Raw genomic sequence first — 16,189 nt, forward strand, 5'->3', positions numbered from 1 at the left:
TCAAGTGATTGTTTTGCATGAGTATTTTCAATTTTCATGAAATTCTGAAAGTTGTGATGCCCTGCAAAGACCATGCATGCCGCTTTGGTTATCCGGGCCTGTGCGGTGGCGCGCCCGGTGGTCGCGCATCAAGCTTGTGTAAGCCTGTCTTGCTATATCTTCAGGTTTCGCCAGTCTGCAATGGCAGACCTGCATCACACCAAGAACCCCAGCGAACCGGAGACCACGATGACCCACATTTACGACCAGCACCTGGACCGCAACAGCGCCAACCATGCGCCGCTCAGCCCCTTGGGCTTCATCGCCCGCACGGCCGAGGTCTATCCCGAGCGGCTGGCCGTGGTCCACGGCACGCTGCGCCGCAACTGGGGCGAGACCTATGCGCGCTGCCGCCAGCTGGCCAGCAGCCTGCACAAGGCGGGCGTGGGCAAGAACGACACCGTGGCCGTGATGCTGCCCAATACGCCGCCCATGGTGGAGGCGCATTTCGGCGTGCCCATGGCCGGCGCCGTTCTCAATGCGCTGAACACGCGGCTGGATGCGGAAACCATCGCCTTCATGCTGGACCATGGCGAGGCCAAGGTGCTGATCGTGGACCCGGAGTTCACGGGCGTGGTGGCCAAGGCGCTGAAGCTGCGCCAGCGCAGCGCGCCGCTGCTGGTGATCCAGGTCGAGGACACGCTGTACGGCCCGGCCGCCGAGCAGGTGGGCAGCCTGGACTACGACGACTTCGTGGCCGGCGGCGATGCCGGTTTCGACTGGCAGCTGCCCGCCGACGAGTGGGACGCCATTGCGCTGAACTACACCAGCGGCACCACGGGCAACCCCAAGGGCGTGGTCTACCACCACCGGGGTGCGGCCATCAATGCCATCAGCAATGTGCTGGAGTGGGACATGCCCAAGCACGCCGTCTACCTGTGGACCCTGCCCATGTTCCATTGCAACGGCTGGTGCTTTCCGTGGACGGTGGCGGCGCGCGCGGGGGTCAATGTCTGCCTGCGCAGGGTGGAGGCGCAGGCCATCTTCGACGCCATCCGCAACCACGGCGTCACGCATTACTGCGGCGCGCCCATCGTGCACGGCCTGCTGGTCAACGCGCCGGCCGCCATGAAGGAGGGCGTGCCCGCCGGAGTCAAGGCCATGGTGGCGGGCGCGGCGCCGCCGGCCTCGATGATCGAGGGCATGGAGCAGCTGGGCTTCGACATCACCCATGTCTACGGCCTGACCGAGGTCTACGGCCCGGCCACGGTCTGCGCCAAGCACGCAGCCTGGGATGGGCTGGACATCGGCGAACGCGCGCGCCTCAATTCCCGCCAGGGCGTGCGCTACCACCTGCAGCGCTCGGCCAGCGTGCTCGATCCCGAGACCATGGAACCCGTGCCCCATGACGGCCAGACCATGGGCGAGATCATGTTCCAGGGCAACATCGCCATGAAGGGCTACCTGAAGAACCCGCAGGCCACGGACGAGGCCTTCCGCGGCGGCTGGTTCCACACGGGCGACCTGGCCGTGCAGCATCCGGACGGCTATATACAGATCAAGGACCGCAGCAAGGACATCATCATCTCGGGCGGCGAGAACATCTCGTCCATCGAGGTAGAGGACGTGCTCTACCGCCACCCGGCCGTGATGGCCGCCGCCGTGGTGGCCAAGCCCGATCCCAAGTGGGGCGAGACGCCCTGCGCCTTCATCGAACTGAAGGCCGGCGCGCAGACCACGGCCGAAGACATCGTGGCCCACTGCAAGAAGCACCTGGCCGGCTACAAGGTGCCGCGCGCCGTGGTCTTTGGCGAGCTGCCCAAGACCAGCACGGGCAAGATCCAGAAGTTCGAACTGCGCCGCCAGGCCGGGTCGGTCCAGGCCATCACGGGCTGAGGGCCAGGCCGCAGCGCGGGCAGCGGCTCAGTGTCCGGCCGTCTTGGAAAACAGCTGGATGACCAGCACGCCCGCCACGATCAGGCCCATGCCCGCCAGCGCGGGCAGGTCCAGCGTCTGGCCCTGCCAGAGCCATCCGACCAGGGAGATCAGCACGATGCCCGCGCCCGACCAGATCGCATAGGCCACGCCCGTGGGCACGGTGCGCAGTGTCAGCGACAGGAAGTAGAAGGCCAGCGCGTAGCCCAGGACCGTGACCACGCTGGGCCACAGCCGCGTGAAGCCTTCGGACTGCTTGAGGCAGGAGGTGGCCGCCACCTCGGCGACGATGGCCAGGCCCAGGTACAGGTAGTTGGACGCCATGCTCAGATGGCCGCGTAGCTGCCCGTGCCCTCGGGCCAGCGCGTGAGCACGTCGAAGCCCGTGTCGGTCACCACCACCATGTGCTCCCACTGGGCGGACAGCGACTTGTCGTTGGTGATCACCGTCCAGCCGTCGGCCAGTTCGCGCGTGGCCGCCTTGCCGGCGTTGAGCATGGGCTCGATGGTGAAGATCATGCCGGCCTCCAGCACCATGCCCTGGCCGGGCTGGCCGTAGTGCAGCACCTGGGGGTCGTCGTGGTAGACCTTGCCGATGCCGTGGCCGCAGTACTCGCGCACCACGCTGAAGCGCTCGCGCTGGGCCACGGTCTGGATGGCATGGCCGATGTCGCCCAGCGTGGCGCCGGGGCGCACGGCGCGGATACCGGCCAGCAGGGCCTCGTAGGTGGTCTCCACCAGGCGGCGCGCCTGGTTGGAGGGCTGGCCCACGTAGTACATGCGGCTGGTGTCGCCGATCCAGCCCTCGGGCGTGGTCACGGCCACATCGACATTGAGGATGTCGCCCTCGCGCAGGATCTGACGGGCGTCGGGGATGCCGTGGCAGACCACGTGGTTGGGCGAGGTGCAGACCGTCTTCGGAAAGCCGTGGTAGCCCACGTTGGTGGGCACGCAGCGCAGTTCGTCGACGATGAAGTCATGGCAGAGCCTGTCCAGGTGCTCGGTGCTGACGCCCGGCTGCACGTGGGGCACCAGCATCTGCAGGACGCGGGCGGCCAGGCCACCGGCCTTGCGTGATTGCCCGATATCGAGGGCATCGTGCAGCGGGACGCTGCGCAGCTTGGCGCCCCTCATTGCAGGCCTTCCGACAGGCGCACGGGGCGCGGGCGGCGTGCTGCCGTATCGGCGGGAGCCGGCGCCGCTTCGGGCTCGCCCAGCTTCAGCGTGGCCGCGGCCTCTTGCAGCAGCAGGGCGCAGATGCCTGCGTAGTCGAGATGGGGATGGTGTTCGGCCAACTGGCCGACACGCAGCCAATGCTCGGCCTGGGCGTTGATGGATCGACCCAGGGCCGCGCTGGACAGGCGGATCTGGTCGTGCAATTGGTCGGATATTTTGACGATTCCCATGGGGTGGCGATCATACGGGGAATATACGTTTCGTATATTGACAATCGCAAATCGCGGGCCCGGCAGCGGGGCATTCGTGCAGGCCTGCAGATGCAGGCCGTCATGTCGTCGGCGATGCTGCGTGACGGACGGGGCGGATGCTCTTGTGTTGATAGCGCAATGATCAGGTCCGGCTGGCCATCCGACAGAGGTGATGTTTTTCCTGCGGCGCGGTCCTGTACAAGACCCTGCTCGGTGTGATCGGCGGTCTTCTATCAGATATCTGTTGCAGATCTGGGGCTTACCCCTAGCAAGTCGCCTGCTACCCAAACTGATAAGAATCAAGACTGTCTGGAAGCGAATGTCCTGCAAGCCGGCGCATGGTGCGGCCGGCCGGGCCTTCCGGCAGGGAGCAGCAATGGGCAAGGAACAAGAAGCGGGTTCGGCAACGGCATCGGGCGGGGCGCGCATCGTCGTCGTGGGCGGTGGCGTGGCGGGGCTGGAGATTGCCACGGCGCTGGGCAAGGGGCGCACGGGGGCCATCGGCTCGGTGACCCTGGTGGACAGCGATTCGGCCCATGTCTGGAAGCCCATGCTGCACACCATTGCGGCCGGCACGCGCGACCTGGCCCAGCAGCAGACCACCTACCTGGCCCAGGCCAGCGACGCCAGCTTTGCCTACCAGCCCGGCGAAATGTGCGGCCTGGACCGCGAGGCCCGCGAGGCGCTGCTGGCCCCCATCGAGGCGCCTGATGGCCGCGAGATCGTGCCGGGCCGGCGCATTGCCTACGACAGGCTGGTGATCGCCGTGGGCAGCGGCGCCAATGATTTCGGCACGCCGGGCGTGGACGAGCACTGCTTCATGATCGACTCGCGCCGCAAGGCCGATGCCTTCAACAGCGAGATCCGCCTGCGCATGGTGCGCTGCATGACCAGCGGCGAGCAGCTGCGCGTGGCCATCGTGGGCGGCGGCGCCACGGGCGTGGAGCTGGCGGCCGAGCTGGTGCAGCTGGCCGAGAGCGCCCGGGCCTATGGCGCGCTGGGCGAGGCCGCGCGCTTCGGCATCGTGCTGATCGAGGCCGGGCCGCGCCTGCTGCCCGGTTTTCCTGAAGAGATTTCCGAAGCCACGCGCCTGCGCCTGCAGGCCCTGGGCGTTTCGGTGATCGTCAACGGCCGCGTGCAGTCGGCCAGCGAAGAGGGGTTCGTGCTGGCCAGCGGCGAGTTCGTCCCCGCAGGCCTGCGTGTCTGGGCAGCGGGCGTGAAGGCCCCGGCCTTCCTGGCGCAGCTGGGACTGGAGACCACGCAAGGCAACCAGCTCAAGGTCAACGGCCAGCTGCAGACCAGCGACCCCCATGTCTACGCCGTGGGGGACTGCGCCAGCTTCACCCTGCCCGGGGCCAGCGTGCCGCTGCCGCCCACCGCCCAGGTGGCGCACCAGCAGGCTCGCTATCTGGTGGAGACGCTGCCGCGCCTGCTGAAGGAGCCGGGTTTCCGTCCCGAAGGCTTTGCCTACCGCGACTTTGGCGCCCTGGTGTCATTGGCCCATTACGACGCCTATGGATCGCTGGGCAAATTCGGCCTGTTCAACGGCGGCGTGATCCGCGGGCGCATGGCCATGCTGAGCCACATCATGCTGTACCGCTCGCACCAGGCCCGCATCTACGGCTTTTGGCGCGGCGGGCTGCTGTGGCTGATTGATCTGATGAATTCGCGCCTGCGCCCGTCGATCCGGCTGGACTGAGCGGCAGGACCCGGCATCAAAGCAGCCCCTCGATGGGCAGCCAGCCCAGCACGCGCAGCATCAGGCGCTTGAATGCACTGCTGCCGGGCTCGGTGGTGGTGGTGAGCGGCGCAGGCGGCGTGCCGCTTTCCGTGGTCCAGCTCAGGCGGCCCTGTGCATCGATCTGCACGTGGTAGGCGGCAGACGGCAGGCTCTGGTCGAGCATGCGGCTCATCTGCGAAGCCATCTCTGGGCTGTCGATCAGCAGGCCCATCTCGGTGTTGAGGTGGGCCGAGCGCGGGTCGAAGTTGAACGAGCCCACGAAGATGCGCTCGCCATCGACCGCAAAAGTCTTCGCATGCAGGCTGGAGCCCGAGCTGCCGGGGCGGCTGCCGGAACCCACCGCCGCTTTCCCTGCCGATGCCGCTGCGGGCGAACGCGGGCCTGGGCTGGGTTCGTCGTCCTGCCTGCCGATCTGCCGGCGCAGCTCGTACAGCTGCACGCCTTCCTCGATCAGCGGGCGCCGGTAGCGGGCATAGCCGGCATGGACCACGGCCACGTCGGTCGCCTCCAGGCTGTTGGTGAGCACGCGCACGGCAATGCCCTGGCGGCGCAGGCCGGCCAGGGCGCGCACGCCGGCCTCGGTGGGCACGAAGTAGGGCGAGACCAGGTCCAGCTGGCGCTGCGGCTGGCCGATGGCCGGGGTCAGCTGGGTGATCAGCAGGCCCTCCTTGGGCACCTGGCCCAGCACCTTGGCCGGGTCGTCGCTGACCAGGGTGGCGCGGGCCCATTGCAGTGGCAGGCGGCCGGCCAGCAGCTCGCGCGTGAACGGGCTTTGCGCCACGGCGCGCACATAGGCCTGGGCTTCGGGGCGCTGCACTTCGGTGGCCAGGGCCTCGTAGGCGCGCGCCACCGCATAGTCGGGCAGCGGCGGCAGCAGGCTGGCCGCGGGATAGGCCGACGCGCTGGCCCAGTACTGGTCGAAAGCATGTGAAATGTCGGCCACCACCGGCCCCATGGCCACCACGTCCAGGTCGGCGAACAGCACGCCGTCGGTGGCCGCGAAGTACTCGTCGCCTATGTTGCGGCCGCCCACGATGCTGGCCTGGCTGTCGGCCGTGAAGCTCTTGTTGTGCATGCGCCGCTGGGTGCGCGAGAAATCCGTGACATAGCCCAGCGCCTTGGGCGTGCGCTGGGCAAAGGGGTTGAACAGCCGCACCTCGATCTGCGGATGCTGGTCCAGGGCGCCGAGCTGGGTGTCCAGTCCTGCCGTGCCGCCGTCGTCCAGCAGCAGGCGAACGCGCACGCCCCGGTCGGCGGCGCGGCGCAGTTCGTCGAGCAGCAGGTGGCCCGTGGTGTCGCCGCGCCAGATGTAGTACTGCACATCCAGCGTGCGCTGTGCCACGCGGGCCAGCAGGGCGCGCGCGGCGTAGGCATTGCGTGCGTCGGACAGCGCGTGGATTGCGGTGAGCCCCGGATGCTGGTCCAGCAGCGGTGCCAGCGCCTGGCCCAGCAGCGTGGCCTGGGCGGCCTCGGGCGGCAGTGCCGTGGATTCGCTGCGGCCGGCCAGGGGCGGCAGGCTGCAGCCTGCCAGCAGCAGGGTCAGGACGAGCGCCTGGGTGGCGGCAAGGGCACGGCGCAGCAGGGGCATGGTGCGTTCGGTGTTCGTAGTGGTCAGTGCAGCCAGCGGATGAACAGCTGGATCACGGTGGCATTGACGATGTCGACGAAGAAGGCGCCCACCATAGGGACGATGAGAAAGGCCTTGTGCGATGGGCCGTACTGGTTGGTGATGGCCTGCATATTGGCCACGGCCGTGGGCGTGGCACCCATGCCGAAACCGCAGTGGCCGGCGGCCAGCACGGCTGCATCGTAGTTGCTGCCCATGATGCGGAAGGTCACCAGCGCGGCATACAGGCCCATGACCAGCGTCTGGGCCGCCAGGATCACCATCAGCGGTGCCGCCAGCCCCGCCAGCTCCCACAGCTTGAGCGACAGCAGGGCCATGGCCAGGTAGATGGACAGCGAGGCATTGCCGAAGACGTCGATGGCCCGGTCGAATACCTGGAAGTGAAAGACATAGTCCAGCGTGTTGCGGATCAGGACGCCACCGGCCAGCGCCCAGACGAAGGTGGGCAGGGAGAACAGGGTGCCGGCGGTGAACTGCGTCATGAACTCGGCGAAGCCCAGGCAGCCCGCGAACAGGGCCAGTGTTTCTATGGCCGCGCTGGTGGTGATCAGGCGCGTCTGCTCGGGGTTCTCGAAGCCGCCGTGGCTTGCGCTTTCGCCCAGCGGGGGCTGTTTTTCGGGGGCGGCTGCGGGGTCATGCACGGCAAGCCTGCGGCGCGTGATCAGGGCCTTGGCCAGCGGGCCGCCGATCAGGCCGCCGATCACCAGTCCGAAGGTGGCACAGGCAATGCCCAGGGTGACCGCGCCCTGGATGCCGTATTCGCGCTCGAAAACCTGGCCCCAGGCACCTGCCGTGCCATGGCCGCCCGTCAGGGTGACGGAGCCTGCGATCAGCCCGAACAGCGGATCGAGCCCGAGCATCTTGGCCAGGCTCACGCCGACCAGATCCTGCAGGCTGATGAAGACGGCGACCACGGCCAGGAACAGCAGCAGCGAACGGCCGCCTTCGCGCAGCTTGGCGAAATTGGCGCTCAGCCCGATGGACGAGAAAAACACCAGCATGAAGGCCATCTGCAGCTCGCTGCTGAAGCTGAAGGTGCAGCCCAGGGTCTGGTTGAGCACGAACAGGGCGACGGCCACGACCAGGCCGCCGGCCACGGGCTCGGGGATGTTGAATTCGCGCAGCAGGCGCAGGTGCCGTACCAGCCATTTGCCCAGCAAAAGGACGAGGGCGGCGAAGATCAGGGTGTAGTAGGCGCTGAAAGTCAGGTGCATGGCTTCCGTTTTCCGGTGGGCGGGGCAAGGCAGCGCACCATACGATAGGCGGCATGCCGGGGGGCGATGTCAGGATAGCCACTGATTGCCAGGCCTGCTGAAAGTGCCCTTTGGTCGTGCCCTGCGTCAGTGCCCTGTCAGCTGGCTACGGGGCCGGGCCGCCTGTCCTCGACGGTGAAGCGGGCCAGCGTGTAGATGCGGCTGTCGGCTCGCATCGGGTTGGCCACGGCGCGCAGCTCGCTGGTCCAGCGCTCGGGCGTGATGTCGGCCAGCCCGTAGCCGCGTTCCTCGCAGCGTGCGTACAGCACCTGCGGGTTGTGGTCGACGATGGCATCGACCTTGGCCTGGGTGGTGCCGCTGCGCGAGGTGATGGACGTGCTGCAGAACTCGCTGGCCACGACGGGATTGCGCCGCTCGGGCGCGGCCTCGGGGTCTGCGTGCACGGCACAGACATAGTTCTGGTGCAGGTCGCCGCCCAGCAGCACGCTGTTGCGCGGCGTGGGCTGGGCGCCCGGCGTGAGGTGGCGCACCAGGCGCTGGCGCGCTGCAGGGTAGCCGTCCCAGCTGTCCGTGGCCTGCGATCCCGAGGGCGGCCGGTGCGTGGACACCAGGGTGGGCTGGGCCAGGATGCTCCAGCGCGGTCCCTCGCTTGCGTGCTGGCGGGCATCTTCGGCCAGCTGGCGGTACAGCCACTGCTCCTGCGTCCAGCCCAGGAAGCTGCGCGCCGTATCCGACAGGGCTGCGCATTGCGCAGGGCGCACGCTGCCCTTGTCTGCCGCTCCCTCGGCGCGGCAGGCCTGGGCGCTGCGGTACTGGCGGCCGTCCAGAAAATGCAGCCGGGCCAGCCGGCCCCACTGCAGGCTGCGGTACAGCTGCAGCCCGCCGCCGCCATGCTGGGCGCCCGCGCCGGTCAGCGCGCTGGCGCGCAGCGGCATGTTCTCGTAGAAGGCCTGCCAGGCAGCCATGCGCCGGGCCAGGAAGCGCCCGGCATCGCCCTGGCCCTGGTCGCCGGCGTAGTTGTTCTCCACCTCATGGTCGTCCCAGCCCACGGACCAGTTGCACATGGCGTGCGCTGCCTGCAGCAGCGGGTCGCTCTTGTGCAGGGCGTAGCGGTCCCGGTAGTCCTGCAGGCTTTGCGCGGCCCGCAGGTTGTGGGTGCGGGCCAGGCCCAGCGTCATGGCGGGCGTGGCGTACTCGTAGATGTAGTCGCCCAGGAAGAGCACCAGGTCCGGCGCGTCCTGCACCACCTGGCGCCAGGCCGCGTAGTAGCCGTGCTCCCAGCGCTGGCAGGAGGCATAGGCCAGGCGCAGCCGCTGGGGCAGGCTGCCGGGCGCGGGCGCCGTGCGGCAGCGGCCCGTGCTGCTCACGGCCTGGCCCAGCATGAAGCGGTAGTGGTACCAGCGGTCAGGCGCCAGCCCTCCCACCTGCACATGCACGCCGTGGCCCCATTCGGGCTGGGCCATGGCCTCGCCGCTGCGCACGATCTGGCGGAACAGCGGGTCGTGCGCCAGCTCCCAGCGGATCTTGAGCGCAGGCATGGCCGTGGTGTCGGTCTCGCCCAGCTGGGCCAGCGGTGGCGTCAGCCGCGTCCACAGCAGCACGTTGTCGGGTTCGGGGTCGCCGCTGGCCACGCCCAGCGTGAAGGGGTTGTGCGCAGGCCGCTCGCCCAGGCGGGCCCAGGCAGGCAACTGGCCCAGCGCCGTGGCCAGGCCCGCTGCGACCAGAAACTGGCGCCGCGGTGCAGGGACGGGGGCGCTGAAGGGCAGGGGCATGGCGGTTCGGGGGCAGGTGGCGCAAGAAAGCGGGGAGATACGGAGCGTGGCCTCGGTGGATCAAAGGCCGGCGCCTGCATTTCCAACTGGCTGCCATTGTGCGCCTGATGCCGTGGCAATGCTGTGCTTGCCGCGCTCCTTGGCCTGCAGCATGGCGGTATCCGCGCGGCGCAGCACGTCCATGCCGTTTTCGTGGCTTTGCAGCTGGGCCACGCCCGCACTGAAGCTCAATGGCCGGGGGGCCGGCTGGCCTGGCGTCTGCGAAGAGGCTGGCAAAGGCGTCTGCTCCAGCAACTGCAGCAGGCGCTGCAGCGCCTGGGCGCCCGCAGTCTCCGGTGTCTGGGGCAGCAGCAGCACGAAGGCCTGGCCCTCGTATCGGCCCACCACGTCCTCGGGACGCAGTCCCTGGCGTGCCAGCTGGGCCACATGGATGAGGGCGGCATCGCCCATGGCATGCCCCAGCTCGGCATTGAGGGCCTGCATGCCGTCCATGTCGAGCAGGGCAACGCTCAGCGGCTGGCCATGGCGCTGGGCGCGCGCCACCTCGCGGTCCAGCGCCTCGCTCACGCCCAGGCGGTTGAGCTGGCCGGTCAGCGGATCGTGGCGTGCACGGCGCGCGGCCTCGTCCAGTTCCTGCTGCAGGGCCTCTATGCGCGCCTCGCAGGCATCGACATGGCTGCGCAGCGATTGCAGCTCTTCCTGGGCCACGCGGCTGCCGGCGGCCATGGTGCGGGTGGCCTCCAGCACCTGTTGCAGCAGCGGGGCGGCATCCTCCAGGCGCTGGATGCCGTCCAGCTGGCGCGCGGCTTCCTCCATGCGGGCGCCCAGTGTTTCGTTGCTGCTCGTGATCTTTGCCAGATGCTGGACGAAGCCGCCCAGCATGTCCTTGAGCGCCTGCTGCGCGGCGGCCATGCCGTCCTGCAGCTGCATGCGCCGGTGGATCACGGTCTGCAGCTCGCGCCGCGCATCCACCAGGGGCGCGGGTGACAGCGGCGGCGTGATGGCCTGCTCGATGGCCGTGAGCTGCGGCACCAGCCAGCTGCCGTGCGTGGGGTCCTGGGCCAGATGCTGGATCAGGGTCTGCAGCAGCTCCTGCACCAGCTGCAGGACCTGGAGCTGGTCGGCAATGGAGAACGACAGCTGGTAGTGCTGGTCATGCAGGCGCCGCGCCAGGGCCTTGGCGTCCACGGGCGGTGCCTGCAGCTGTTCCATGAGCTGCTGATGCAGTTGCCGGGTCTTGGCTTCCTGGGTGTTCAGCAGCGTAAAGAAGGCCTCGAAGCGCCGCGCCAGCTGCTGCGTCAGATCCTCGGGCAAAGCCTGCAGGGGCGGCGGCACGGGCAATTCCACGGGCCTGGCCTCATGGGTTGGCGGCTGCAGGGCCGCGTTGGCATAGGCGGTGATGACCTGCTGCAGGCCCTGCCAGTCGCTGCGCTCTATGGCGGCGCCCAACTGGTCGCGCAGGCGCTTCTGTCCGGGCGTCTGCGCAGGCAAAAGCGCATGGACGTGGCGCAACGGCCCCTGGGGAAAGCTGGCGGGGCCGGGTTCGCCGGCTGCCTGCTCATAGAGGCGGGTGTAGTTTTCCGGGGTGGGCGGCAGGCGGTTCAGCGCCAGTTGCCGCAGGGTTTCGCGTGCCAGTTCGGAAGCGGAGCGCTCGGCCATGGGTGGGCAGTTGTTTCAGAATGCAATGCCCTCCAGTGTGGCATGGCCGGCGCCCGGTTCACTGCTCGTTGACCATGACCAGCTTGCCCTGGACCTGGCGCGATCCCATGCGTGCGTAGGCCGCGTGCAGCTCGGCCATGGGCATGGTGCGGTCGATCACGGGCTTGATCTTTCCCTGGCCGTACCACTGGGCCAGCTCCTGCATCATGGCCGCGTTGGCCTTGGGCTCGCGCCGGGAGAACTCGCCCCAGAAGACACCCACCAGCGATGCGCCCTTGAGCAGCGGCAGGTTCAGCGGCAGGGCCGGGATGGGGCCTGCGGCAAAGCCCACGATCAGATAGCGGCCGCGCCAGGCGATGGAGCGGAAGGCGGGCTCGGCGAAGTCGCCGCCCACGGGGTCGTAGACCACGTCGGGGCCCTTGCCGTCGGTGGCCTCCTTGATGGCCGCGCGCAGGTCGCCCTGGCTGTAGTTGATGGTGGCATCGGCGCCCTGGGCCTTGCACAGCGCGCACTTTTCGTCGGTGGAGGCTGCCGCGATCACGCGTGCGCCTGCCGCCTTGGCGATCTGGATGGCGGCCGTGCCCACGCCGCCTGCCGCGCCCAGCACCAGCACGGTCTCGCCCTCGCGTAGCTGGCCACGGTCGATCAGCGCATGGTGCGAGGTGGCATAGGTCATGATGAAGGCCGCTGCATCGACGAAGCTGAATCCATCGGGCAGCGGCATGCACAGCGCGGCCGGTGCCAGCGTATGGGTGCCAAAGCCCCCGGTGCCCGACAGGCAGGCCACGCGCTGGCCCACGCTGAGGTGGCTCACGCCTTCGCCCACGGCCTGGACCACGCCCGCGTATTCCGAACCCGGCACGAACGGCAGCTCAGGCTTCATCTGGTACTTGTTCTGCACGATCAGCAGATCGGGAAAGTTCAGGCTGGCCGCCTTCACTTCGAGCAGTACCTGTCCAGGGCCCGGTGCGGGTGTGGGCAGCTGCGTCCACTGCAGTTGATCGACGCCCGTGGGCGTTGTGCAAAGCCAAGCGTGCATGGTGGTTGTCTCCTGTGATTGAATGCCTGGCCGATGATAGGAGTGTGGCGGGAATGCCTCCTGTCCCTCGGGCGACGAGACGCCCGCCTACAATCGCCCGCAATCCCTGCTGTATCCATGAAGATTCTCATTTGTAACGACGACGGCTACCAGGCGCCCGGCATCCAGGCCTTGTACGAGGCGCTGCGCACGGTGGCAGACGTCGAGGTGGTGGCGCCGGAGCACAACAACAGTGCCAAGTCCAACGCCCTGACGCTGAATGCACCGCTGTACGTGCACCAGGCCCACAACGGTTTCCGCTATGTCAACGGCACGCCGGCAGACTGCGTGCACATCGCCCTGACCGGCCTGCTGGGCTACCGGCCCGACCTGGTGGTCTCCGGCATCAACAACGGCGCCAACATGGGCGACGACACCATCTATTCGGGCACCGTCGGCGCGGCCATGGAGGGCTTTCTTTTCGGCATTCCCGCCATTGCCTTCTCCCAGGTGGACAAGGGCTGGTCCGAGATCGAGGCTGCCGCCGCCGCCGCGCGCCAGCTGGTCATGGACATGCAGTCGCAGGAACTGATCGGCCTGTCGCCCTGGCTGCTCAACGTGAACATTCCCAACATGCCGCTGTCCGCGCTCAAGCCGCTCAAGCTGTGCCGGCTGGGCCGCCGCCATGCGGCCGAGCGCGTCATCACCCAGGAGAGCCCGCGCGGCGAAATGATGTATTGGATAGGCAGCGCAGGCGCGGCCATGGATGACTCGGAGGGCACGGACTTCCACGCCACGTCCCACGGCCACATGTCTGTCACGCCGCTGAAGGTGGACCTGACCGACCATGACAACCTGGGCTACTGGGCGCAGACGGCGGCCAGGCTGGCATCGGCCAGTCAGGCCGTGCTGCCTGCCCAGGGCGGGGCGGTGCAACCGTGAGCGAGCGCCGTCCCGGAGTTCCCTCGTGGGTGGCGCGCTCGGTGCAGAACCCTGCGCCGGCCTCGCGCGCGGTGCCCGCGCGCTCCGCGCTGGCCACCGCCGCCGCCCGTGCCCCGCAACAGCCCTCGGGCATCGGCATGGATTCGGCCGCCGTGCGCGCGCGCATGGTGCAACGGCTGGCCGCCACCGGCATCCAGTCGCCGGCCGTGCTCGCTGCCATGGGAGCGGTGGAGCGCCACCGCTTCGTGGACAGCGCCCTGGTCAACCAGGCCTATGAGGACACCAGCCTGCCCATCGGTCTGGGCCAGACGATCTCCAAGCCCAGCGTGGTCGCCCGCATGACCGAGCTGCTGCTGGGTTCGGAGGCCGCGAAGTCGGGCCTGGGCCGCGTGCTGGAGATCGGCACCGGCTGCGGCTACCAGGCGGCCGTGCTGGCGCGCGTGGCACGCGAGGTCTATTCGATCGAGCGCCTGCGCGGCCTGCACGAGAAAGCGCGCAGCAACCTGCGGCCCTGGCGCCTGACCAATGTCCATCTGATCTTTGGAGACGGCATGGAAGGCTATGGCAGCGGCGCTCCGTACGCGGGCATCATCTCGGCCGCCGGCGGCGAGAGCATGCCCTCGGCCTGGTGCGACCAGCTGGCCGTGGGCGGGCGGCTTGTCGCGCCCATGGTGGTTACGGGGGGTAAGCAGGCACTGCTGGTGATTGACAAGAGTTCACACGGGTTTACGCAATCGATTTTGGAGGCTGTGAACTTTGTCCCCCTAAAATCGGGCATCGCCTAGAAGGGAATAACTTATGTTGGTATCGCGAAGTCTTGGGGCTTGGGGAACGGTGGTGCTGGCCGGCATGGTTCTGGCAGGCTGCACATCCCAAGTGAACAGGGCTCCCGTGGAGGACCGCGGAACATCCACCTCCACTTCCACCTCTTCCTCGCCATCGGCGGCCGTCAAGCCGCTGCCCGGCGTCGAGAACGCCGGCAAGCCCGGCTACTACACCATCAAGCCTGGTGACACGCTGATCCGCATCGGCCTGGAGACCGGCCAGAGCTGGAAGGACATCGCGCGCTGGAACAATCTGGAGAACCCCAACCTGATCGAAGTCGGTCAGGTGGTTCGCGTCGTGCCGCCGACCAGCTCGTCCATGGCGAGTTCGGACAGCGGCAGCACACGTTCTTCGTCGTCGTCCTCGTCCTCGTCCTCCTCTTCCACGCCCAGCGGCTCGCCGGTGGTGGCAACGCCGCTGCCGCCCGTGGCATCCTCGGCATCGTCTGGCAGCTCCACCGCAACGCCTGCACCCGCGCCGACCCCGGCACCGGCTCCTGCACCCGCAGCCGGCAAGGGAGCCGACGATGTGGACTTCATCTGGCCTGCCTCGGGTAGCCTGATTGCCGGCTTCGACGAGGCGCGCAACAAGGGCTATGACATCGCAGGCAAGGCCGGCGACCCCGTGATGGCCGCTGCCGATGGCCGCGTGGTCTATGCCGGCGCCGGCCTGCGTGGCTATGGCAACCTGATCATCCTCAAGCACAACAACACCTACCTCACGGCCTACGCGCACAACCAGACGCTGTTGGTCAAGGAGGACCAGACCGTGCGCAAGGGCCAGAAGATCGCCGAGATGGGCAGCACCGACGCCGACCGCGTGAAGCTGCACTTCGAGGTGCGTCGTCAGGGCAAGCCTGTCGATCCTTCGCGCTACCTACCTTCGCGCTGATGAGCCGCAGCACCAGGCAAACCGGACAAGCCCCTGCCCCGCAGGGGCTTGTTTCTTCTGCGCCCGGCGAACCGCTGCCGGAATCGGTCGAGGACCAGGACCAGGACGAGGCCGACGCCGAAGGTGGCGAGGTCGAGGCCGCCGCCGCCGAGCTGCGCGAAATCACCGTGCCGCCCGCCCAGCACGGCCTGCGCGCCGACAAGGTGCTGGCCGAATGCGTGGCCGAGTTCTCGCGCAGCTATCTGCAGCAGCTGCTTGCGCAGGGCGCGGTCACCCTCAACGGGCGTGTGCTGGGCAAGCCTTCCGCCAAGGTCGCGGCCGGCGACCGCATGGTGCTGGAGATGCGGCCCACGCAGCAGAGCATGGCCTTCCAGCCCGAGGACATGGCGCTGGACGTGGTGCATGAGGACGAGCACCTGCTGGTCGTCAACAAGCCGGCTGGCCTGGTCGTGCACCCGGCGCCCGGCAACTGGACGGGAACCCTGCTCAACGGCCTGCTGGGGCGCGACCCCAAGGCGCGCGAGGTGCCGCGCGCCGGCATCGTCCATCGCCTGGACAAGGACACCAGCGGCCTCATGGTCGTGGCGCGCAGCCGCGCCGCCATGGATGCGCTGGTGGCCATGATCGCCGCACGCGATGTCAGCCGGCAGTACCTGGCGCTGGCCCACAAGGCCTGGGGCCCGCGCAAGCACCGCGAGGTCGATGCGCCCATCGGCCGCGATCCGCGCAACCGCCTGCGCATGGCCGTGGTCGACCTGGCCCAGCATGCGGGCAAGACCGCGCGCACCGACATCGACCTGCTGGCCGGCAACGACGAAGTCAGCCTGGTGCGCTGCACGCTGCATACGGGCCGCACCCACCAGATCCGCGTGCACATGGCCTCTCTGGGTCATCCGCTGGTGGCCGATGCCGTCTACGGCGGCAAGGACGCTGGCGGCATGACGCGCCAGGCCCTGCACGCCTTCCGGCTGGCCTTCACCCATCCCATGACGGGCCAGGCCCTGGTGCTGCATGCGCCGCTGCCCGCCGACATGGCGCAGGCGCTGGAAAATTGGGGGCTGAGCTACAATCCCGCCGAAAGCCTCTGACCATCTCTCGCATGGCATCTGTGGAGCGCTTGCTTCCTCTTCTTTGATTCGGCGCACCCTGGCTGCCACCCC

General features: G+C 68.5%; 14 protein-coding genes. 6 read left to right on the top strand and 8 right to left on the bottom strand.

Going from position 1 to position 16,189, the window contains the following annotated elements; translation table 11 throughout:
* Nucleotides 1–228 precede the first annotated feature (228 nt).
* Nucleotides 229–1,875: an acyl-CoA synthetase gene (locus DTS01S_RS06200; protein ID WP_061287470.1), complete on the top strand. Its 1,647-nt coding sequence runs from the start codon at nt 229–231 to the stop codon at nt 1,873–1,875.
* A gap of 27 nt (nt 1,876–1,902) precedes the next feature.
* Here DTS01S_RS06200 and DTS01S_RS06205 read toward each other — a convergent pair whose 3' ends face one another.
* The 3 genes from DTS01S_RS06205 to DTS01S_RS06215 are packed head-to-tail and all read right to left on the bottom strand — an operon-like array spanning nt 1,903 to nt 3,319.
* Complete coding sequence (locus DTS01S_RS06205; protein WP_012206837.1) at nt 1,903–2,238, bottom strand: SMR family transporter; 336 nt, start codon at nt 2,236–2,238, stop codon at nt 1,903–1,905.
* Nucleotides 2,239–2,240: 2 nt separating this feature from the next.
* A complete protein-coding gene (gene map, locus DTS01S_RS06210) occupies nt 2,241–3,047 on the bottom strand; it encodes a type I methionyl aminopeptidase (RefSeq protein ID WP_046240831.1) in 807 nt (268 codons plus the stop codon).
* Nucleotides 3,044–3,319, bottom strand: a complete 276-nt coding sequence (locus DTS01S_RS06215) for a ParD-like family protein (protein WP_016447576.1) — start codon at nt 3,317–3,319, stop codon at nt 3,044–3,046. Before DTS01S_RS06215 ends, map begins: the two co-directional genes overlap by 4 nt.
* Before the next feature lie 397 nt (nt 3,320–3,716).
* On the opposite strand from DTS01S_RS06215, the gene DTS01S_RS06220 reads away from it, so the two are divergent.
* Nucleotides 3,717–5,039, top strand: a complete 1,323-nt coding sequence (locus DTS01S_RS06220; RefSeq protein WP_061287450.1) for an NAD(P)/FAD-dependent oxidoreductase — start codon at nt 3,717–3,719, stop codon at nt 5,037–5,039.
* 16 nt (nt 5,040–5,055) lie between these two features.
* Here DTS01S_RS06220 and DTS01S_RS06225 read toward each other — a convergent pair whose 3' ends face one another.
* The 5 genes from DTS01S_RS06225 to DTS01S_RS06245 all read right to left on the bottom strand — a co-directional run bounded on the left by DTS01S_RS06225 (nt 5,056) and on the right by DTS01S_RS06245 (nt 12,392).
* Entirely contained in the window at nt 5,056–6,669 is a 1,614-nt protein-coding gene (locus DTS01S_RS06225; RefSeq protein ID WP_061287451.1) for a phospholipase D family protein, read from the bottom strand.
* Between the two features lie 23 nt (nt 6,670–6,692).
* Nucleotides 6,693–7,922, bottom strand: coding sequence for a sodium/glutamate symporter (gltS, locus tag DTS01S_RS06230; RefSeq protein ID WP_016447573.1), 1,230 nt, complete (start codon nt 7,920–7,922; stop codon nt 6,693–6,695).
* Between the two features lie 137 nt (nt 7,923–8,059).
* Nucleotides 8,060–9,694 carry an alkaline phosphatase D family protein gene (locus tag DTS01S_RS06235; protein ID WP_017404138.1) on the bottom strand — a complete coding sequence of 545 codons (1,635 nt, stop codon included), beginning with the start codon at nt 9,692–9,694 and terminating at the stop codon, nt 8,060–8,062.
* Between the two features lie 60 nt (nt 9,695–9,754).
* The gene (locus DTS01S_RS06240) at nt 9,755–11,353 is read right to left on the bottom strand and encodes a GGDEF domain-containing protein (protein ID WP_017404139.1); all 1,599 of its coding nucleotides are present in this window, start codon (nt 11,351–11,353) and stop codon (nt 9,755–9,757) included.
* Nucleotides 11,354–11,411: 58 nt separating this feature from the next.
* A complete protein-coding gene (locus DTS01S_RS06245) occupies nt 11,412–12,392 on the bottom strand; it encodes an NADPH:quinone oxidoreductase family protein (RefSeq protein WP_016447570.1) in 981 nt (326 codons plus the stop codon).
* A 117-nt stretch (nt 12,393–12,509) separates the two neighbouring features.
* Here DTS01S_RS06245 and surE point away from each other — a divergent pair, with 117 nt between their 5' ends.
* The 4 genes from surE to DTS01S_RS06265 are packed head-to-tail and all read left to right on the top strand — an operon-like array spanning nt 12,510 to nt 16,117.
* A complete protein-coding gene (gene surE, locus DTS01S_RS06250) occupies nt 12,510–13,313 on the top strand; it encodes a 5'/3'-nucleotidase SurE (protein WP_016447569.1) in 804 nt (267 codons plus the stop codon).
* Nucleotides 13,310–14,098, top strand: a complete 789-nt coding sequence (locus DTS01S_RS06255) for a protein-L-isoaspartate(D-aspartate) O-methyltransferase (protein WP_016447568.1) — start codon at nt 13,310–13,312, stop codon at nt 14,096–14,098. Before surE ends, DTS01S_RS06255 begins: the two co-directional genes overlap by 4 nt.
* Nucleotides 14,099–14,111: 13 nt before the next feature.
* Nucleotides 14,112–15,029, top strand: a complete 918-nt coding sequence (locus tag DTS01S_RS06260; protein WP_046984217.1) for a peptidoglycan DD-metalloendopeptidase family protein — start codon at nt 14,112–14,114, stop codon at nt 15,027–15,029.
* A complete protein-coding gene (locus DTS01S_RS06265) occupies nt 15,029–16,117 on the top strand; it encodes an RluA family pseudouridine synthase (RefSeq protein WP_016447566.1) in 1,089 nt (362 codons plus the stop codon). The genes DTS01S_RS06260 and DTS01S_RS06265 overlap by 1 nt, the downstream gene beginning before the upstream one ends.
* The last annotated feature ends 72 nt before the right edge of the window (nt 16,118–16,189 follow it).

This window comes from Delftia tsuruhatensis NBRC 16741 (genome assembly GCF_001571325.1).
GTDB classification, from domain to species: Bacteria; Pseudomonadota; Gammaproteobacteria; order Burkholderiales; family Burkholderiaceae_C; genus Comamonas; species Comamonas tsuruhatensis.